Genomic DNA, 19,414 nt, shown 5'->3' with positions numbered 1-19,414 from the left:
CTCCTTATTTCTTCTGTTTCATTCCTTCCCAGCGCTTCGCTTCAGACAGATGGATTCCAAATTGGTCCAGCGTCCGGAATACGATATGGTCGACCATTTCGGTCAGATTTTGGGGATGATTATAAAAAGCCGGCATCGGCGGCAGGATCACCGCGCCCATTTTTGTCAGCTCAAGCATGTTTTCAAGATGAATCTGGTTCAGCGGCGTCTCCCTTGTTAACAGCACAAGCTTTTTCCGTTCCTTCAGCATGACGTCCGCCGAACGGGTCAACAGGTTATCCGCCATACCGGTGCGGATGCCCGCCAACGTCTTCATACTGCACGGTGCGACAATCATTCCGTCCGTTTGAAAGGAACCGCTTGAAATGCGGGCCGCTTGGTCTTTGTGGGAATACGTAAAAGATGCGAGCTTTTCTACGTCTTTCATCGTATATCCCGTTTCGTGCAGAATCGTTGCCGCTGCCCACGGAGAGATGACTAGGTGTGTCTCTGCCTCGGTTTTCTTCAGCCACTCCAGCATCCGCACGCCAAATATCGCGCCGGTCGCGCCCGTAATTCCGACGATGATGTTCATATGCGCCCCCCTTTCCCTCTTGGTGCTTCAGTTAAAATGATACGCCTCTATTTACCATATTGAAAATATCTGTTAAATCTATATATAATACTTTAAAGGTATAAAAAGGAGTGCCGAGAAAATGGATATTCGCCAGTTAAAGTACTTTGTTACGATCGCACAGGAAGGAAAGATTACAACGGCGGCGAAACGGCTTCATATCGCCCAGCCGCCCCTCTCCAGACAGTTGAAGCAGATGGAAGAGGAGCTCGGAGTCGTTTTATTTGACCGGAACAAAAAGAAAAACCTGACGCTGACCTATGAAGGAGAAGTGTTTTTGAAAAGAGCAAAAGAAATCCTGCACAAGCTTGAGGATTCCATCTTGGAGGTTCGGGAGCTGCGTGAAGAAGTCAACGGAACCCTTGCCGTCGGTTCAACGATTTACTGTGCGGCTCTATTGCTCTCAAAAGTCTCGAAGATCAGGGAAATGTACCCGAATTTAATGTTTAACATTTGGGAAGGTGAGCCTTCACGGCTGAGCGGGCTCTTGGAAAACCGGCAGATCGATGCGGCGGTCACGACAACGCCTTTCCACAGCAAAAATATCGAAGCAAAGAGCCTGCCGGAGGTCCCATGCAAGCTCGTTCTTCCGGGGAATCAGTCGTTTGGCTTAAAAGGGGAAGCCGGAATGAAAGAAATTGCCGGTCTGCCGCTGATTCTGCTCAGACCGTCGCACGGAAAAGGGATTTATGATGAGGTCGTCCATCACTTTCACTCATTGGACCTTGAGCCGAGGGTCGTCTGTGAGTGCCATGATTCTACAACGCTCCTCAGCCTTGTCACCTCGGGATTCGGAGCAACGATTCTGCCGCTGTCCATGCTGCCGGCGCATTTTGCGCGTCATGTTCAGACATTGGAGATTCAAGACAATCCGTTTATTCTGCAGCCATCTGTCGTTTGGCGGGCCGGCAGTTTTCTGCCGAAGCCCGTAAGAGAGTTTTTGGCTTTATTTTGATAATAAAAAAGAAAAGGCATCATGCCGATGCCTTCTCCTTTTCATTAGTTATAGCAGCTTCTTCCCTAACAGCGATTCGATCAGTTCGACGGCCGCCTCACCGGTTTTATTTTTATGATCAAGTATCGGGTTGACTTCAACAAACTCGGCAGAAGTAATGATATCTGCGTCATAAAGCATTTCCATCGCCAAATGGCTTTCCCTGTAGCTGATGCCTCCGACGACAGGGGTGCCGACTCCCGGAGCGTCGCTCGGATCAAGACCGTCCAGATCGAGGCTCAGATGAATGCCGTCGCAATTTGCTGACAGATACTCGATCGTTTCCTCTATCACCTTCGTCATGCCAAGCCTGTCGATTTCGTGCATGGTGTAGACTTTCATGCCGGTTTCACGGATATATTTGCGCTCTCCTTCATCAAGCGAGCGCGCACCAATGATGACGACATGCTCCGGCTTGACTTTCGGCGTATAGCCGTGAAGGTTGACCAGCTTTTCGTGGCCGACACCGAGACTTACCGCCAGCGGCATACCGTGGATGTTGCCTGACGGCGATGTCTCCAGCGTATTTAAGTCGCCGTGTGCGTCATACCAAATCACGCCGAGTTGTTGATAATGCTTGGCTACCCCCGCCAATGTCCCGATGGCTATGCTGTGGTCTCCGCCCAACACGAGCGGGAAGCGGCGCTGCTCGATGACATTGTCGACGATATCAGCCAGCTTGCGGTTTCCTTCGAGTACGGAAACTAAATTTTTCAGCCCTTCGTCTCCTTTTGGCTGATCGCGATTGATCGGCACATCGCCCAGATCATCGATATCATAGCCAAGCTCGGTCAGACGTTCCACGATATGAGCGTAGCGAATCGCGCTCGGTCCCATATCCACCCCGCGCCGCGCCTGTCCCAAGTCCATCGGCATTCCAATCAGAGAAACTTGCTTATTCATCAATAACCACCTCATCGTTTGTTTTGTTTTGATAGATCAATGCTTCTTGTCGCTCAAGACCCTGGCGTTTTTTCACAAATACGTGATAAACAAAGTAGCAGGCCGACATGAACAAAATCCCGCAGTACAATGCCATCCTCTGCTCTGAATCAAAGGCAAGGCTCACAAGGACGGCGCTGTTTAAAATAAATCCCGTCAGCGGCAAATAAGGGTAAAGAGGCGTTTTAAATTTCAAGTCTTTAACCTTACCGCCTTCTTTAACATATCTTCTGCGAAATAGCAGCTGTGATACCGTAATCGTGATCCAGCCGACTTGTGCGCTTAAACCGGCTAGAGACAGAAGCCAGATGTAGAGCGTTTCCGCGGCAACTACGCTTGAGACGAGGGACAAACCCGCAAAACCGAGCGTGATCCACAGCGCATTCATCGGGATCCCTCTTTTATTGACCCGGCTTAAAGCCTGAGCGGCCATTCCTTCTTTCGCAAGGGAGTAAAGCATCCTCGTCGATGCGTACAAACCCGAATTCGCCACCGATAATAAAGCAATTAAAATAACAAAGTTCATCAGATCGGCGGCATACGGAATGCCAATTTGTTCAAATACGACAACGAACGGGCTTTCAACAACCCCCGCTTTTTCCCATGGAATCAACCCCGCCAAGACAAATACGGACAGGCCGAAAAACACGAGTGTCCGCCAGACCGTCTGTTTGATGGAGCGGGGCACCGTTTTTTCCGGATTTTCGCTTTCCCCCGCCGCGATCCCGATCAGCTCTGTCCCTTGAAAGGCAAAGTTGACGGTGATCATCGTGATAAAGATCGCGCCGAATCCGTTTGGAAAAATTCCGTCTCCAATCAGATTGGAAAAGAACGGTGCAGCCTGTCCGTCTTTAATATCGATAAATCCGAACATCGCGCCTCCGCCGAGGATAATAAACAGAAGGATGACGATAATTTTAATGCCGGACAGCCAAAATTCCGATTCCCCGAAGGCTTTCGCCGATAGCGCGTTAAGCGAAAAAAGCAGCAGACCGAAAATCAAACACCATATCCAGACGCCGACATCGGGAAACCACCTTTTCATCAGCTGCCCCGCCGACAGAAATTCCAAAGCGACCGTAACCGACCAGCCGAGCCAGTAGATCCAGCCGACGGCAAATCCTGTGGCAGGCCCGATAAATTTTGTCGCGTACGTCTGAAAAGAGCCTGAAACCGGCATTGCCACTGCGAGCTCCCCGAGGCAAAGCATCGTAAAATACATGATCATTCCGCCCGCTAAATAAGAAAGAATCGCGCCGATCGGCCCGGCTTCATTGATCGTATATCCTGTTCCAAGAAAAAAGCCGGTTCCGATGACGCCGCCAAGCGAGATCATAAACAAATGGCGTGATTTCATCGTTCTTTTCAGTGTATATTGTTCACGGTTTTCATGGTTCAAACCGCCTTCACCCCTTCCGTTTCCATTCTCCCTAATGTCATCTCCCCCTATGACATATAGACTATTTTTTAAATCTTCTGAACATTTTCCTGATATTTCAATTTTTGACAAACTTCGCACATGCGGCGAAAAAACGGGCTGAACAATCCCCTTATTGTTCAGCCGTCCGCTTTACTTCGACAAAACACGGGTAATCTTTTCAATCGCCCAATCCAAATCCTCATTTGAAATAACAAGAGGAGGGGCAAAGCGAATCACCGATTCATGCGTTTCTTTGCAGAGCAGGCCTTCTTCTTTCAAACGCTCGCAATACGGACGCGCCGCCTCGGTCAGCTCAACCCCGATGAACAGCCCTCTGCCGCGCACTTCTTTGATTTTTGGATTATCGATTTGCGAGAGCTTCTCTTTAAAATATTCCCCGAGCTCCAGCGACCGTTCAGCGAGCCGCTCATCTTCCAACACTTCAAGGGCGGCGATCGATACGGCGCATGCAAGCGGGTTCCCTCCAAAAGTCGACCCGTGTGAGCCGGGATTAAACACGCCAAGCACATCCCTGTTTGCAGCAATACACGATATTGGGAACACGCCGCCTCCGAGCGCTTTTCCTAAAATGTACATGTCCGGTGTGACATCCTCCCAATCAGAGGCGAACATTTTGCCTGTTCGCGCAAGCCCTGACTGTATTTCGTCAGCGATAAACAAGACATTGCGTTCTTTACAGACTTCTGCAGCCTGTTTCAAAAAGCCTTCCGGCGGAATGACAATACCCGCTTCACCCTGAATCGGCTCAATTAAGAAAGCGGCTGTATTCGGTGTGATCGCCTGTTTCAGCGCCTCCAGATCCCCGTATGGAATCAGCTTGATGCCAGGAAGCATCGGCCCGAAACCACGTTTATACTCATCTTCTGATGAAAGCGACACAGCCAGCATCGTCCGGCCGTGAAAATTGCCTACACATGCGATAATTTCAGCCTTATTGTCCGGAACGCCTTTTACATCATAAGCCCAGCGCCGGGCTGCTTTAATCGCGGACTCAACCGCTTCCGCTCCGGTGTTCATCGGCAGAACCATATCTTTCCCCGTTAATGAAGCGACCTTTTCATAGAAAGGACCGAGCTGGTCATTGTGAAAAGCTCTCGACGTCAAGGTGATTTTGTCGGCCTGATCTTTTAACGCCTGGATGATTTTCGGATGCCTGTGCCCTTGATTCACTGCGGAATAAGCGCTCAGCATATCCATGTATCGGTTGCCTTCCGGATCTTTCACCCACGCGCCTTCCGCTTCAGAAATCACGATCGGCAGAGGATGATAGTTATTCGCGCCAAAATGTGCGGTTTGCTTCATAATTTTCTCGGACTTTGATAGAACCGTCATTCTGATTCCTCCTTCTTATTTTTGGACATACATGCCAGATGTCGTATTTTGTTTCACACTATTTTATATGCAAGGATCGTGCCAATCCTTAAAACCGCAAATTTTCAGAACATTGCATGTATAATTCGCAAAAAATTTTGCGGTTTTTATTCAAAGGTGCAAAAATAAATGCATATTTTTTTGCACCCTTATCAAATCTTCACTTACAATGGAGAGACAGTTACGAACAAAGGGGGATGTCACTTGCTGAAGAATTATGATTTACTCAAGCTTATTTTTCAAAGAATTATAGATGAAATCGATATCGGCTTGCATGTCGTCGACGAAAACGGCACATCTGTTGTCTATAACAAAAAAATGAGCCAGATTGAAGGGATGGATGTCAACGATGTGCTCGGCAAAAACGTGCTGGACGTGTTTACCTTTGCCAGCCAATATGACAGCACTCTCCTGCAGGCGCTGCATCACGGGAAAACGAACAAAAACGTCAAGCAGACCTACTTCAATAACAAGGGCCAGGAAATTACGACCGTCAATCATACGTTTCCCATTATGGAAAACGGGAATACGAAAGGAGCGGTTGAGATTGCCAAAGATGTCACAAAGCTTGAACGGCTGATCAGAGAAAATATGAACAAAACAGAAAACACAAAGTATACGTTTGACAGTCTGATCGGCGTCAGCCCGGCGTTCAAGGAAGTCATTGAACATGCAAAGCGGGCGACCCGGACCTCTTCCTCCATTCTCATTGTCGGCGACACCGGAACCGGAAAAGAACTGTTCGCCCAAAGTATACATAACGGAAGCCAGCGGTCGACTGGCCCATTCATCTCACAAAACTGCGCAGCCCTCCCGGAAAGCCTCGTCGAAGGCCTTTTATTCGGCACGGCCAAAGGCGCATTCACGGGTGCCGTCGATCGCCCGGGTCTTTTCGAACAAGCAGACGGCGGCACACTTCTCCTTGACGAGATCAATTCTTTGGACTTCAGCTTGCAGGCAAAGCTTTTGCGCGCGATTCAAGAAAAAACGATCAGGCGGATCGGCGCTTCGAAGGATACTCCGATCGATGTCAGGATCATCGCGACGATGAACGAAGATCCAGTCGACGCGGTCAGCGGGCAAAGACTTCGAAAAGATTTGTATTACAGGCTGAGTGTCGTCACCTTGTTCATTCCTCCATTAAAAGATCGAAAGGAAGATATCATGCCGCTCACCCAGCATTTTATCGACAAATACAACGCATTGTTCCAAATGGAGGTCAAAGGTTTTGAAGAAGAGGTGCGGCGGTTTCTGCTTTCATATGATTGGCCGGGAAACGTCAGAGAACTTGAACATTTAATTGAAGGGGCCATGAATTTGATGTCTTACGAAGACAAACTCGAGCTGACGCACCTTCCATTGCAATACAGGACAAAACCAGCGGCAAAAAAGCAGCTGCCGCAGCAGGGCTATGATCTGTTCGCCCCGCTTCCTTCCGCCTCGGCAGCTCCTTTGAAGGAACAAATCGAGAATGCCGAAAAGTATTATATTCAAAAAACCGTTAAAAAATGCAATTACAATGTGTCCCAAGCGGCGCGGGTTCTGGGGATCAGCAGGCAGAGCCTGCAATACAGGCTTAAAAAATGGAAGATCCGTTTTGATCAGGAATCAGAATGATTATCACTAAAAACGAATTTCTTGACTCATACTAAAAAAGGTTTATGCTTTACTTTTGTAAGACCGTTAAGTACAATCATATCAACTAAATCCAATCAGAAAAGTGGGGAATAAAATGAAGAAAGCAATATTCGCTGTATTACTGACGCTGTTGATCACCGTGATGGCCGCATGCGGCGCGTCAGGGGACAATTCCAAGGATAAAAACGCAGCAGGCGACAGCCTCTGGTCTTCAATTAAAGATAAAGGCGTTTTGACCGTCGGTACTGAAGGAACGTACGAACCATTTACATTCCACGATAAAAAAACAGATCAATTAACAGGTTATGATGTCGAAGTGATGCAGGAAGTCGCCAAGCGCCTCAACCTGAAAGCTGAATTTAAAGAAACGCAGTGGGACAGCATGTTTGCCGGCCTCAACTCCAAGCGTTTTGACGTCGTTGCCAACCAAGTCGGGAAAAAAGACCGTGAAAATCAGTATGATTTTTCCGATTCATATACAACTTCCCAAGCCGTCGTTGTCACAAAAGCGGACAACAACGATATAAAAGCTGAAGGGGACGTCAAAGGGAAAAAAGCTGCACAATCTTTGACAAGCAACTATAATGACCTTGCGAAAAACGCCGGCGCTGAAATCGAAGGCGTGGAAGGAATGGCTCAAGCGTTTCAGTTGATTCAGCAGGGCCGTGTCGACCTCACCTTTAACGATAAACTGGCGGTGCTGAACTATTTGAAGACATCAGGAAACAAAAACCTGAAAGTCGCTTTTGAAACAGGCGAGCCGCAAACTACGCATTTTGCTTTCCGCAAAGGAAGCGGCGAGCTGGTTGACAAGGTCAACTCCGCGCTGAAAGACATGAAAGAGGATGGCACACTCGCGAAAATAGCGAAGAAATGGTTTGGCGAAGATGTTTCTAAATAATATACAAGCGGCGGCCATCGGCGCGGCGATCCCCTGGGATCTTGTGCGTGAATCATTTTGGCCGATCTTTTTAAGGGGAATCTATTACTCGATTCCCCTTGCCATTCTCTCTTTTATATTCGGTATGATCATCGCATTGATCACGGCGCTGGCGAGAATGTCCAAATCCCGCATTTTAAGAGCGGTTTTCGGCATTTATGTCTCAGCGATCCGCGGAACGCCGCTGCTCGTTCAGCTATTCATTATTTTTTACTTGTTTCCAGCATTTCAAATCACGATTGACCCGTTTCCGAGCGCGATCATTGCCTTTTCATTAAATGTCGGCGCATATGCTTCGGAAATCATCAGGGCTTCCATCCTTTCCGTTCCGAAAGGGCAGTGGGAAGCGGCTTATTCGATTGGAATGACTCAAAAAACGGCCCTTACCAGGGTCATCCTGCCGCAGGCTGTACGCGTGTCGATTCCGCCATTATCCAATACATTCATCAGCTTGGTTAAAGACACATCGCTTGCGTCACAAATTCTTGTTGCTGAATTATTCCGGAAAGCCCAGGAAATCGGGGCCAGCAATCTAGACCAAATTTTAATCATTTATATGGAAGCCGCATTCATCTATTGGATCATCTGCTTTGTTCTCGCGCTTGTTCAGCAGCAGATTGAACGGCGATTGGACCGGTATGTGGCCAGGTAAGGAGGGAAATAGACAATGCTTGCGATCAAAGGGCTGAATAAATCCTTCGGCGAAAACGAGATCTTAAAAAAAATCGACCTGAACATCGAAAAAGGAAAAGTGATCGCCATCTTAGGGCCTTCCGGTTCCGGCAAGACGACGCTGCTTCGCTGCCTGAACGCTTTGGAAATTCCGAACCGCGGCATTCTTTCTTTTGACGATTTTACCATCGATTTTTCCAAGAAAAATAAACCGGCTGACCTCCTTCGACTGCGGAGAAAGTCGGGAATGGTGTTTCAGGCCTATCACCTGTTCCCGCACCGCACCGTGCTTGAAAATGTGATGGAAGGGCCGGTAAAAGTGCAAAAGCGCAATAAAGAAGAAGTCAAAAAGGAAGCCGTTCAGCTTCTGCAAAAGGTCGGCCTAGAAGACAAAATGGACCTTTATCCATTCCAGCTTTCCGGGGGACAGCAGCAGCGCGTCGGGATCGCCCGCGCTCTGGCCATCAAGCCAGAACTGATGCTTTTTGACGAACCCACATCGGCGCTTGATCCCGAGCTGGTCGGTGAAGTGCTGAAAGTCATGAAAGACCTTGCAAATGAGGGCTGGACGATGGTTGTCGTCACCCACGAAATCAAATTCGCGCAGGATGTCGCAGACGAAGTCGTCTTTATCGACGGCGGCGTCATCGTCGAACAGGGTCCGCCTGAACAAATTTTCTCAGCCCCTAAGGAAGAACGAACAAAACAGTTTTTAAACCGGATTTTGAATCCTGTATAAACAAAACAGCCTGATCTCTCTGGATCAGGCTGTTCTTTTTTATTCTGCGGCCAGTTTAAACTTGGATGCCGCTTGATTCAATTCTTCCGACAAAGCGGAGAGCTGCTGAATGGCCGAAGCGATTTCCTGCATACCGGCGCTTTGCTGCTCCGCTGCTGCCGCGACTTCCTCAGAACCTGCCGCCTGCTCTTCGGTAACGGCGGAAATCTGTTCCATCGCAGCCGAAATGTTTTGATACGATTTTTCGACTTTTAACAAAGACTGAAGCAACTGATCGGTCCGTTCGGCAAATTGAGAGATCCCTTTAAAAATTCCTGAAAAGTTCTCGTATGTGCCATTGATTAATATTTGCCCTTTGTCAACCGCTGCGTTTCCTTCCTGAATGCGTTCCATGACAAGCCGGCTGCTCTCCTGCGTGCCCGCCACAAGCTGGGAAACGGATAAAGCGGCATCTGCCGAGCGTTCAGAAAGCTTTCTGACTTCTCCCGCTACAACAGCAAAGCCCTGGCCTTCTTCACCGACCCGGGCGGCTTCAATTGAAGCATTGAGCGCCAGCAAATTCGTCTGTTCGGCAATAGAGGAAATCATTCCGATGACTTTTTCAATTTCTTCGGTATGGTTTTGCATCTCTGCTGCCGCTTGTTTGGACTCTTCCATCACGTTTTTAATCGTCTGGGTCTGCCGCAATGTTTCTTCGACAAGCTCCTGTCCGGTCTTGGAATCCTTGCTGACGCCTTCGGCAACGTTCTTCATCTCGTTCACTTCTTCTGTGACGTGTGTAAGCTGATGATCGATTTCGGCAGCCGATGTGTGGCAATCCGAAACGGACGAGACCACTTCGTTGATCCCCTCGCTCATGCTGTTCATCGATTCAGCCACCTGGGCCGCGCTTTCGCTCGATTCAGCCGATACATTTTTCAGCTGGAGACTCGTCTTGGATACCTCTTCAGAGGAAGCTGAAATTTGTCCAATCAATTGTTGTAAATTTTCGCTCATCCGCTTGAACGATTCGGCAAGCTTTCCGGCTTCATCACGGCTCTTGACAGAAATGTCGGCCGACAGATCGCCGTCGGCAATTTTTTCTGATGCCTTCATCAGCTGCCTGATCGGCTTCGCGATAAAAGAACCGAGAAAATAGGCCATGGCCATTCCGAGCAGCAAGACAAATGCTGCGATCGCAATTGTATACCACTTCGCTTTTGCAGCCGTCGCCGGAATCACGGAAGCATCAAGATCGATCCCCAAAATTCCCACCTTTTCGCCGGAGCTGTTCTCAAGCGGCTGAAAAATCGACTGGTGAATGCCGTATTCATCCTCATACACGTCGCTTACCGTCTCTTTGTTTGTCGTTAAGGCTTCTTTCATTTCAGGAGAAAAACTGTAATCCGTGCCGAAATCATCGGACGTATCCGACAGCACGAGAATCCGCTCCTTCCCGCCCTCATTGGAAAGGATATAGATATTTTCAAGATTGTTTTTCTTTTTCAGGCTGTCCACAGCCATTTTTGTCTGCTTGTAAAGCGGATTGTCCGCAGAATCGATTTCAAGCGGATTCCCGTCCAGACGTTTGATTTGGTTTTCAGCAAGATGAATATCGGTATAAAGACGGTTTTGGAACTGCTGTCTCAGCTGCTCTGACAAGTCTTTGCTGATATAAGTAAACACAGCTGAAAATGATGCGATCGTGATTAAAAGCACTAAGGCGACGCCAATCATAATTTTGACTGAAATGTGTTCTGTTAGCTTTTTCTTCAACGTTTTCATCGTCTATATCCCCTTTAATTTGTCATGAGAGATCCATGCTCCCGGCAGACTTCCTCAATATTTTCTTTTAAATAATCGATAATTCCCGGGACATGTTCAGGCATGGTATACGGAGAAATGACGAAAAATTTGCTGACGCAAAGCGGTATCTCAGTCCCTTCACAGGATTTCACAAGCAAGTGCTTTTTCGTATCGCCAAAAAACATCTTGTCCCTTTTTGTTCCGAGCTTTTCAAATAGTTTTTCAGTGAGTGCATTGTTTCTTTCCAGCTCTTGAATGGTGCATGCTCCCGAAATTTCGTCTTCAAATCTAGGGGCACCTTCAGGATAAATGCGAAACAGCGTAGACATGCCGAAGTTGTCCGGGTTCACAATATCGGCCTCCGGAATCTGCTGAGAAAGCTGTTCCCTAAAATGCAGGTTGACTTCAAGAAACTGTCCGAGCAGCTTTTGATAGCCTTCATAGCCAAATGCCATCAACGCGCTGTACATACTGATCGAACTGGCCATGCGCGAACATTCCAGCGTGTAGCCCGTATGGTAGTCCCCATAGCCGCGGTGGCCGACATACGGCGTCTCATCAGGATCCAGATCGATCCGTTTTAAGTCATTGCGATCTTTCACAAGAAACAGGCTCGTCACATAAGGCGTCTGTCCGAGCTTCTGAAAATCAAAACAAAGCGAATCGGCTGCGTGCAGATGCCTCATTTTTTCCTGAATCGGCTTGATCATGCTGAGAACACCGGGACTGAAGGATAAAGCGTTCTCATTCAGATCGTACTCATTAAAAAAGGCAAAAAATCCTCCCAGGGCGGAATCGGCGTGGATATGCGGAACCGGCAGCCCGAAGCTTTTCGCCGTTTCTTCAGCCGCACGGCGGACAGCGCTCACATCATCGATGCCGATCGCATCTGTCGTTCCTGTTGTAGCTACAATATAAACGGGAATCCCCCCGGCTTCGCAGACTTGTCTAAGCTTCGCCCGCAAATCTTCCGTATCCATGGAATGGTCGAGATTTGTTTTGACTTTAATTAAATGATCGCTCCCGAGTCCTGCGGCTTCCATTGACTTATACAAGCTGTAATGAGCCGCTTCAGAACAAAACGCGTAGAAATTGCCGGGAACCCCTTCTTTCAGCGATGACGGCGCCATTTTGGCAATCGCGATTCTGAGGCCGCTGTATACCGCACCTTGTCCTCCCCACGTCGTGTAGCCTCCGCTTGTTTCGGCATCATACCCCGCAAGCTTTGACATCATCGCCGTAACTTTCACTTCCGCCTCCGCTCCGGCTGGACCGTACACATCCCACAGGTTGTTCCCATTGACCATGAACGCTGTAAGCATGCCTAATATCCCCGGGATGCTCGCCATCGGCAGAATGTTTGTGAAAAAGTATTTGGTATGATACGGATGGCCGTGCAACAGCTTCAACAGCTCTTCGTTGACCTCTTTCATCGGCGCACCTTCGTGCGGAATCCGGCTCTCTGCGACCAGCTTTTCATAAAAGAAGCCCTCACGGTTCTTCTCGCCGCCAAGGTTGACCTGATCTGGATTTTTCAGCTCGTCCACTCCCTCGATCAGCTGTTCGATCAATGATAGGAATTCATGTCTTTTCGCTTCATTTCCGTCCTCGCTCGGAAACCATTTCTGTACATCCGGTGTATTGCGTTGCTGCATGATTTTCTCTCCTGCCTTGTCTTTAATATTTCGGAAAAAGTTTTCACTTGCCATATCGGTATAATATTCCTATATTTTTAGGCCTTCGCTCAAAAAGTTCATGAAATTGTTTAATCTTTTACATTTTCTTTTTAATAAAAAAACTTCTTAACGATATATTAAGAAGTTTCCGAAACATTTGAGCGCTATTTCCGTACAATAGAATGATAAATTCATATTGGAAAGGATTTCTTTAAAATGAAACAAGAAAATGAGAAAAAAACATTCAGTATGAGAATGCTGCTCAATATGGTCGGCCTATTCGTCTTTACCGGCATGATAGTCAGCGCATATACCCAGGCTTTTTACTTGGATGAACATCTCGAGATCTGCCGCTTTGTATACATGACGGCAAGAGAGTGGAAAGAATTTTTTTTGTTTGTGTCCGGGACGGCCATCATCTATTTCGTTTTGGCAAATGTTCTTTCATTCAAGAAAAAACGCTGAAGAAAAACTTAGTGCTTTCGTCTTCTCCATTCCTTCGTTTCCTCTTTAAAGGCAAGATACAGACAGACGATCAAGGCAATGATCAAAGCAATCCAAACGGGCATCGCCAGAAAAGGTGCATAGTTCAATATAAGCAACAGTGCGAGACAGGCTAAAACGGAAAGACAGATCAGCCTTACTAAAAAAATCAACGCCATTCCCCTCCTTTTTTCATAACATCTGCTGTTTTTTCCCTGCAAACTGCTGAACCGCAATGACAGCAAAGAGCCAGCCTACAAGAACGGCCCAAGCGCTCGGTTCGCCCATTGGCTCTGTCGAATAGAACTGGCAGATGATGCTTCCTCGAAAGAAACAAAAGGGTCCAGGACCCTTATCAGACTCTGAATTTCTCCCCTCCACAATGGAAAATGTATCTCTACAGCTATCATACATCATTTTCATCAATTGGAATATAATCATAATTATGTAAATTGAAGAGCCGCATTCCGAAATCCGCGTTTATCCGTTCTGAAGAATGTGATACAATGACAATCGATTGTTTTTTTGAAAAGAGGGGAATCCATTGAAGCGGGAACTTGTTTTGCGCTGGCTTTTTTATTTTGTCGGATTGATTGTTTTGTCTTTTGGGGTTTCTCTTACGATTGAAGGGAAAGTGCTCGGCATCGGTCCTTGGGATGCATTTCACTACGGGTTGTATATGCTTTTGGGCCTTACAGTCGGCCAATGGGCGATTATTGTCGGGGCGGTTATCGTAGGTTTAACGTCCTTATTTACAAAAGCATGGCCGAAAATCGGCGCCGTGCTTAATATGCTGTTAATCGGTATTTTTATAGATTTCTTTACTTATATTCTTCCAGACCCGGAAACGTATATTTCAAGCACTGTCGTATTCGTGATCGGCGTCATTTTTATCGGTTACGGAGTCGGCATTTATGTGTCGGCAGATCTTGGTGCGGGTCCGCGCGACTCCCTGATGCTTTTGATTTCCGAGAAAACGGGCTGGAACGTTCAGTGGGTCCGCAACGGAATGGAGCTGACGATTTTACTGATCGGCTGGCTGCTCGGCGGGCCGATCGGCATCGGCACTGTTTTAACCGCCATTTTAACAGGCCTGATTTTGCGGTTTTCTTTGCCTCAGTCCAAACAGCTTTTAAAAACAGCTATGACAGGAAGGCGCATCAGAGCTGCCAAGCCTGTACATATGTCGCTGAAAAAAAACGGATGAGCGTTTCATCCGTTTTTCTCGTTCAGATTATTTCTGTTTTACCACCGGTATCCAAATTTCGGTGATATGGTCTTGCGCCATAATATCCCCGTCCTCAGGATAGGCTTCAAATTGCGGCGCGTTCGCCAGTTCATAGCCCGTCGCCGGAAACCATTCTGAGAAGATTCTTTCCCATGTGGCTTGAACAGCCGGATTGACGGGACCGATGGCCTCAAATACGGCCCAAGTTGCGGCGGGAATCGATTTTCCGACACAGCCGGCAGGCGTATCGGCGGTTGTTTTTTCGACCCCGATGACATAATTGAACGTATCGGCTTGATCGTTAAAATCCATGCAGACGCCAAGGAAGCCGAGCGGGCCGATATCCGGCTTTAAAGAATCGGTAAAGCCGTTGTGATTTAATTCGTTCCAAAAAGCCGGAATGTCCTTTTTGTTTTGATCATCCTTCACCGTAACCCCCAACGCTTTGCCGATCACCTGAAACGGTTCTTTTTCAACAATCTTGTAATTCATATCCTCCACTCCCTTTATTTGAATATGAAAGGATAGACGCGGAAATGCCCTGAGCGTCCTGCCTTTTTCACGGGCCTGTGAAGGGCTGATACCGTGAAGGCGGCTGAATGCCTCCTGAAAATGATTCCGGTGTGTTGTAGCCGTATTTAAAAGCAGCATCAACCACTTTTATATGTGAAGCAGCCAGCTCCTGCGCGGCGACTGTCAGCCTTCTTTTCCGAATGTAATCGGCAAGGGTAACACCCGTCAGCATGTAGAACATCCGCTGATAATGAAATTTCGAACAGTATGCGATTTGGGCGATTTCTTCGTGTTTCAGCGGCTGATCCAAATGCTTTTCAATATAATCGATGCTTTCAGCCAAACGATTCAGAATGTCCATTGTTTCCGCTCCTCTCATTTACAACGATACTTCATGCCAATCAGAAATTCCGGTCATTCCGTGCGTTGTTGTGACAGGAGCCGAACAGCCATTTGACGGCTTCCGGAAAACGCTTTGCGAACCTCTCAAGCCGATGTGAGCCTCCTTCATCAATGACAAATTTCAGTTCTTTTTCAGAGGCGGCGCTTTCGGTTAACAGGCTGAAGGCTTTCTTCGTCCTCGGTATCATCTCCTTCTGCAGATTATTCCTGTCTGCTCCTTCCATGCTTCCAACATCCATATAAATGCGCAGATGCTCATTTTCAAAGCGGTTATTCTTCATAAACTCGGTCATTCCTTCAAACCAGAAAGACCCTGACAAAGATCCGATTTTCCCAAATGTCTTAGATGCTAAATACGCCGTGTAAACCGAGATCAATCCGCCGAACGACTTTCCGATGATTCCTGTATGTTCACGGCTTGGATTTGTTCGGTAGCGCCCGTCGATATAGGGCTTGAGCCGCTTGGCCAAAAAAGCGGCATATTCGTTGCCCTTCCCGCCGTACGCCCGTTTATTCGGCAGCAAATGCGGTTTGGGAAAAGGCGTGTATTCGCTTTCCCTGTCTTTCGGAGCCACTCCGACCAGCAGCAATTCCGGCACTTCCTGATTCGAAAACAGCTTTTCGATTGAGGGCAAACTGCCGCTGTGTGCCGGATCGAACAAATCGCCCAGATCGTGTACGTATAGGACGGGATAGCGGTTATTACTGCTTCCGTATGAAGGAGGAAGATAGATCAAAAGCTCCCTCCCGAAGTATGTATCTTTTATCAATGTTCCGTCTATCATGTTCATCACTCCATTCTGCACAGGTATCATGCCTATCTTTCCTGCTGCCTGTTTGCTAAAATGAAAGCAGAAAAAATATCATGTGAAGAGGTTGCATTTGATGAAGATTTACGCCGTTTATATGGATCAGCTGCCGGAAGCCGGCCAATTTAACCGAATGATGGCCATGGTGTCTGAAGAAAAGCGCAAAAAAGTGGGCAGATACAGATATCCCGAAGATGCCAGCAGGACGCTGATCGGGGAAGTGCTGGCGAGGCACATCATCAGTGAAACGTTTCATTTACCGAACGATCAGATCCGTTTTACGGAAGGAAGGTACGGCAAACCGGCTGCTGAAGGTCTGAACGACTTTCATTTCAACATTTCCCACTCCGGAAACTGGATCGTGTGCGGAGCTGGCACCAAGCCGATCGGAGTGGATGTCGAAAAAATCAAGCCGATCAATTTCGACATTGCCGAGCGGTTTTTTTCTCCTTCAGAGTACCATGATCTCATGGAAAAGGACGACTCAGAGCGCCTGTCGTATTTCTATCATTTGTGGACGATGAAAGAAAGCTTTATCAAACAGGCGGGAAAAGGCCTGTCTCTGCCGCTTGATTCCTTCTCCGTCAAACTGAACGAACAAGGACGCGCTTCGGTGGAAACTCCCCCAGGCTATCCGCCTTGCTATATCCAAGCCTATGAAATTGACCCAGGCTATAAAATGGCGGTGTGTTCCGCCGCACCTGAATTTCCAGACCGCATTGTGATGAAAAGCTGCGCTGAACTGTCAACGCTTTAAAAAGTTCCGCTCTAAAAATAAGCGGTTTCCACCGCTTGCCGCAAGCGGTCGATGCCGCGGCGGATGTCGTCTTCCTTTACATTGGACGTATTGATTTTTAATAGATTTCTTTTTGGAAAGGCCGACATATAATGAGCGTTTACCGGTTCGAGCAGGACGTTCCGTTTTTGTAAGCTTTTGATCAGACGGGACGCCGGGATCGTCCGGTCCAATTCGATGTGGGTGTGGATGGCCGGATGGCCGTGTGGATGGAATTCAAGCACATCCCCCAGTGACGCGGCACATTCTTTTAGCAGATCATGCAGAAGGCATGATCTTTTTTGATAGGAAGAACGGATCTTTTGCTTATGCTTTTCAAACATCCCGCTCTTCAAATAGATCTCCAAAGCGGCCTGAGACAGCATGGAACTGTCAATGTCGAGCAGCTGTTTGTACCGGTTGAACACATCTGTCAGAGAATCGGGCAGCACAGCGGCTCCGACCCGCAGACCCGGAAAAATAATCTTGGAGAAACTTTTCAAATAAATGACGTGTGAAGAAACGTCATAATAATGTAACGGGTCCGCCTTTTTATGATTCTCCAAATCTCCTAAAAAATCATCCTCGGCGATATAGACGTCATACTTTTCCGCCAGCTTGACGATGGCCATTTTTTCCCGTTCCGTATAGGAAGTCCCGAGCGGATTGTGGAATCTCGGCATCGTATAAAAGAATTTGATGTCTTCGGTTTGGAAAATTTGCTCCAGCTCATCCATATCGATGCCCTCAGCGGTTCTCTCGATGCCGATTGCGGGTATGCCGTGAACTTCAAGGTATTGAATCAGTAAATGATAGCTCGGCTGTTCGATCAGAATTTTCCGCTTCCGGTTGGGAAAAGGCATTGAAGCGAGCAGAGCGAGGGCCTGCTGCACGCCTGATGTAATAAAAATGTGTTCCTCTTTCGCAAACACCTGGCCGTTGGCAAGCTCTTTTTGTATGGCCTCGATTAATGACGGAAGACCTTTCGGCGTCCCATAGATAAACAGATCGTTTTTGTATGTGTCAATGGCTTTATTGATGCAATGCTGAAAATCGATGTATGGAAAGACATCAGGATCAGGAGCAGATGCTGAGAAATCGATCACAGCCTTTCCGGGATTTGGTCGCTGATTCGTTTTTTTCACGACGTAATAGCCGCTTTTCGGCACTGAGTAGATGAGGTGCTGTCTCTCCAGCTCGCTAAACGCCCTGATGACCGTGCTTTTGCTTACTTTGAAGCGTACGGACAGCTCGCGGATGGACGGCAGCCTGTCCCCTTCCTGAAAGGATTTGTCTTCGATCATATCCTCCAATTCGTTCATCAGCGCTACATATTTGTGCATGTTCGTCTCCTTCGCCAATCTGTAACGGTACAGATTCCGTTTTTTTGTATTGTATCAGATTTCGCTTCCGTATAAGATGACAGAAGCCGGTAAAATATCTGTATTGCATGCATACTTTAACGGAGATGATCGACTTTGAACAAATCTGCTTATGCGGCAGTTTTGCTCTATGCTTTTATCATTGGGTTTTCTTTTTTCTTTGTCAAATTGGCTCTCACTGCAGCGAATCCGGTCGATATTCTGGCCCATCGCTTTACGGTCGCTTTTTTGGCCGCGCTTTTTCCCCTTCTGCTTGGATGGGTAAAGATTGGCATCAGCATGAAAGATGCGCTGAAGGTACTGCCTTTAGCTTTATTTTATCCTGTCATGTTTTTTGCTTTTCAAGTGTTTGGGCTCGTCTACACGTCTTCGTCTGAAGCCGGCATCATTCAAGCGGCGATCCCGATCTTTACGATGATATTCGCCGCTTATTTTTTAAATGAACGGTTTACGAAGCGGCAATTCTTTTTCACCGTCTTGTCAGCGGCGGGGGTGGCCTGCATCTTTATGATGAAAAGCGCAGGCACCGGAAGCTCCGATTTGAGAGGGGCGGCGCTGATTTTGCTTTCGGCGCTTTCATCGGCGGGCTACAGTGTGCTCGCGAGAAAGATGACACGCACCTTCAATTCGCTTGAATTAACATATGTGACCACTGGTGCGGGATTTCTCTTTTTCAATGGCATCGCCGGGATCAGTCACATGGCAGACGGCACGCTGAGCGGATTTTTTGCTCCCTTCACTGATCCGGTGTTTATTCTTTCGGTTTTGTATTTGGGCGTGTTGTCATCGTTTGCGACATCATTTTTATCAAATTATGCTCTCTCAAAAATAGAAGCTGCGAAAATCAGCATGTTTAATCATCTGGCGACACTGGTGACGATTTTGGCTGGGATCATATGGCTGGGAGAATCACTTGAATGGTTTCACTTCGCAGGAACGGGGATGATTATTGCCGGACTGATCGGAGCGACGATGGTCAGGCCGGAAAACCGGCTGAAAAAAAGCTAAAAA

General features: G+C 47.6%; 20 protein-coding genes. 9 read left to right on the top strand and 11 right to left on the bottom strand.

Annotated elements, in window-relative coordinates:
• Positions 1–4 precede the first annotated feature (4 nt).
• The gene (locus tag MHB72_RS02220) at positions 5–574 is read right to left on the bottom strand and encodes a non-oxidative hydroxyarylic acid decarboxylases subunit B (protein ID WP_216921949.1); all 570 of its coding nucleotides are present in this window, start codon (positions 572–574) and stop codon (positions 5–7) included.
• 121 nt (positions 575–695) lie between these two features.
• Here MHB72_RS02220 and MHB72_RS02215 point away from each other — a divergent pair, with 121 nt between their 5' ends.
• On the top strand, positions 696–1,568 hold the full coding sequence (locus MHB72_RS02215) for a LysR family transcriptional regulator (RefSeq protein WP_216921952.1): 873 nt from the start codon (positions 696–698) through the stop codon (positions 1,566–1,568).
• A gap of 48 nt (positions 1,569–1,616) precedes the next feature.
• Here the strand turns inward: MHB72_RS02215 and rocF are convergent, their stop codons facing one another.
• From rocF to MHB72_RS02200, 3 genes are all read right to left on the bottom strand, one after another.
• Complete coding sequence (gene rocF, locus MHB72_RS02210) at positions 1,617–2,510, bottom strand: arginase (RefSeq protein ID WP_020450126.1); 894 nt, start codon at positions 2,508–2,510, stop codon at positions 1,617–1,619.
• Positions 2,503–3,906, bottom strand: coding sequence for an amino acid permease (locus tag MHB72_RS02205; protein WP_254122343.1), 1,404 nt, complete (start codon positions 3,904–3,906; stop codon positions 2,503–2,505). Before MHB72_RS02205 ends, rocF begins: the two co-directional genes overlap by 8 nt.
• A gap of 213 nt (positions 3,907–4,119) precedes the next feature.
• A complete protein-coding gene (locus MHB72_RS02200; protein WP_216921959.1) occupies positions 4,120–5,322 on the bottom strand; it encodes an ornithine--oxo-acid transaminase in 1,203 nt (400 codons plus the stop codon).
• Between the two features lie 243 nt (positions 5,323–5,565).
• Here MHB72_RS02200 and MHB72_RS02195 point away from each other — a divergent pair, with 243 nt between their 5' ends.
• The 4 genes from MHB72_RS02195 (at position 5,566) to MHB72_RS02180 (ending at position 9,350) form a co-directional block, all read left to right on the top strand.
• On the top strand, positions 5,566–6,978 hold the full coding sequence (locus tag MHB72_RS02195; protein ID WP_216921962.1) for a sigma-54 interaction domain-containing protein: 1,413 nt from the start codon (positions 5,566–5,568) through the stop codon (positions 6,976–6,978).
• A gap of 115 nt (positions 6,979–7,093) precedes the next feature.
• The gene (gene tcyA, locus MHB72_RS02190; protein ID WP_020450122.1) at positions 7,094–7,900 is read left to right on the top strand and encodes a cystine ABC transporter substrate-binding lipoprotein TcyA; all 807 of its coding nucleotides are present in this window, start codon (positions 7,094–7,096) and stop codon (positions 7,898–7,900) included.
• On the top strand, positions 7,887–8,591 hold the full coding sequence (locus MHB72_RS02185) for an amino acid ABC transporter permease (RefSeq protein WP_020450121.1): 705 nt from the start codon (positions 7,887–7,889) through the stop codon (positions 8,589–8,591). The genes tcyA and MHB72_RS02185 overlap by 14 nt, the downstream gene beginning before the upstream one ends.
• A 15-nt stretch (positions 8,592–8,606) precedes the next feature.
• Positions 8,607–9,350, top strand: coding sequence for an amino acid ABC transporter ATP-binding protein (locus tag MHB72_RS02180; RefSeq protein WP_003178866.1), 744 nt, complete (start codon positions 8,607–8,609; stop codon positions 9,348–9,350).
• A 39-nt stretch (positions 9,351–9,389) separates the two neighbouring features.
• On the opposite strand, the gene MHB72_RS02175 is transcribed toward MHB72_RS02180, so the two are convergent.
• Together MHB72_RS02175 and MHB72_RS02170 are read right to left on the bottom strand one after the other, a co-directional pair.
• Entirely contained in the window at positions 9,390–11,114 is a 1,725-nt protein-coding gene (locus tag MHB72_RS02175; RefSeq protein ID WP_020450119.1) for a methyl-accepting chemotaxis protein, read from the bottom strand.
• 14 nt (positions 11,115–11,128) lie between these two features.
• Positions 11,129–12,790, bottom strand: coding sequence for a pyridoxal phosphate-dependent decarboxylase family protein (locus MHB72_RS02170; RefSeq protein ID WP_020450118.1), 1,662 nt, complete (start codon positions 12,788–12,790; stop codon positions 11,129–11,131).
• A 237-nt stretch (positions 12,791–13,027) separates the two neighbouring features.
• On the opposite strand from MHB72_RS02170, the gene MHB72_RS02165 reads away from it, so the two are divergent.
• The gene (locus MHB72_RS02165) at positions 13,028–13,276 is read left to right on the top strand and encodes a hypothetical protein (RefSeq protein WP_020450117.1); all 249 of its coding nucleotides are present in this window, start codon (positions 13,028–13,030) and stop codon (positions 13,274–13,276) included.
• An 8-nt stretch (positions 13,277–13,284) separates the two neighbouring features.
• Here the strand turns inward: MHB72_RS02165 and MHB72_RS02160 are convergent, their stop codons facing one another.
• Positions 13,285–13,473: a hypothetical protein gene (locus MHB72_RS02160; protein WP_020450116.1), complete on the bottom strand. Its 189-nt coding sequence runs from the start codon at positions 13,471–13,473 to the stop codon at positions 13,285–13,287.
• Between the two features lie 365 nt (positions 13,474–13,838).
• Here MHB72_RS02160 and MHB72_RS02155 point away from each other — a divergent pair, with 365 nt between their 5' ends.
• Positions 13,839–14,501: a YczE/YyaS/YitT family protein gene (locus MHB72_RS02155; protein WP_020450114.1), complete on the top strand. Its 663-nt coding sequence runs from the start codon at positions 13,839–13,841 to the stop codon at positions 14,499–14,501.
• Positions 14,502–14,528: 27 nt separating this feature from the next.
• Here the strand turns inward: MHB72_RS02155 and MHB72_RS02150 are convergent, their stop codons facing one another.
• The 3 genes from MHB72_RS02150 to MHB72_RS02140 all read right to left on the bottom strand — a co-directional run bounded on the left by MHB72_RS02150 (position 14,529) and on the right by MHB72_RS02140 (position 16,252).
• A complete protein-coding gene (locus MHB72_RS02150; RefSeq protein ID WP_340901603.1) occupies positions 14,529–15,014 on the bottom strand; it encodes a GyrI-like domain-containing protein in 486 nt (161 codons plus the stop codon).
• Positions 15,015–15,081: 67 nt separating this feature from the next.
• The gene (locus MHB72_RS02145; protein ID WP_309436701.1) at positions 15,082–15,396 is read right to left on the bottom strand and encodes a helix-turn-helix domain-containing protein; all 315 of its coding nucleotides are present in this window, start codon (positions 15,394–15,396) and stop codon (positions 15,082–15,084) included.
• A 40-nt stretch (positions 15,397–15,436) separates the two neighbouring features.
• On the bottom strand, positions 15,437–16,252 hold the full coding sequence (locus tag MHB72_RS02140) for an alpha/beta hydrolase (protein ID WP_445684622.1): 816 nt from the start codon (positions 16,250–16,252) through the stop codon (positions 15,437–15,439).
• 70 nt (positions 16,253–16,322) lie between these two features.
• Between MHB72_RS02140 and MHB72_RS02135 the strand changes: the two genes are divergently transcribed.
• A complete protein-coding gene (locus MHB72_RS02135) occupies positions 16,323–17,003 on the top strand; it encodes a 4'-phosphopantetheinyl transferase family protein (RefSeq protein WP_039073184.1) in 681 nt (226 codons plus the stop codon).
• Positions 17,004–17,014: 11 nt separating this feature from the next.
• Here the strand turns inward: MHB72_RS02135 and MHB72_RS02130 are convergent, their stop codons facing one another.
• The gene (locus MHB72_RS02130; protein WP_020450110.1) at positions 17,015–18,364 is read right to left on the bottom strand and encodes an aminotransferase-like domain-containing protein; all 1,350 of its coding nucleotides are present in this window, start codon (positions 18,362–18,364) and stop codon (positions 17,015–17,017) included.
• A 135-nt stretch (positions 18,365–18,499) separates the two neighbouring features.
• On the opposite strand from MHB72_RS02130, the gene MHB72_RS02125 reads away from it, so the two are divergent.
• Entirely contained in the window at positions 18,500–19,411 is a 912-nt protein-coding gene (locus MHB72_RS02125) for a DMT family transporter (protein WP_340901599.1), read from the top strand.
• The last annotated feature ends 3 nt before the right edge of the window (positions 19,412–19,414 follow it).

The sequence above is a fragment of the Bacillus sp. FSL K6-1284 genome, assembly GCF_038002625.1.
Taxonomy (GTDB): Bacteria; Bacillota; Bacilli; order Bacillales; family Bacillaceae; genus Bacillus; species Bacillus paralicheniformis.
This window is presented reverse-complemented; position numbering and strand designations above follow the sequence as displayed.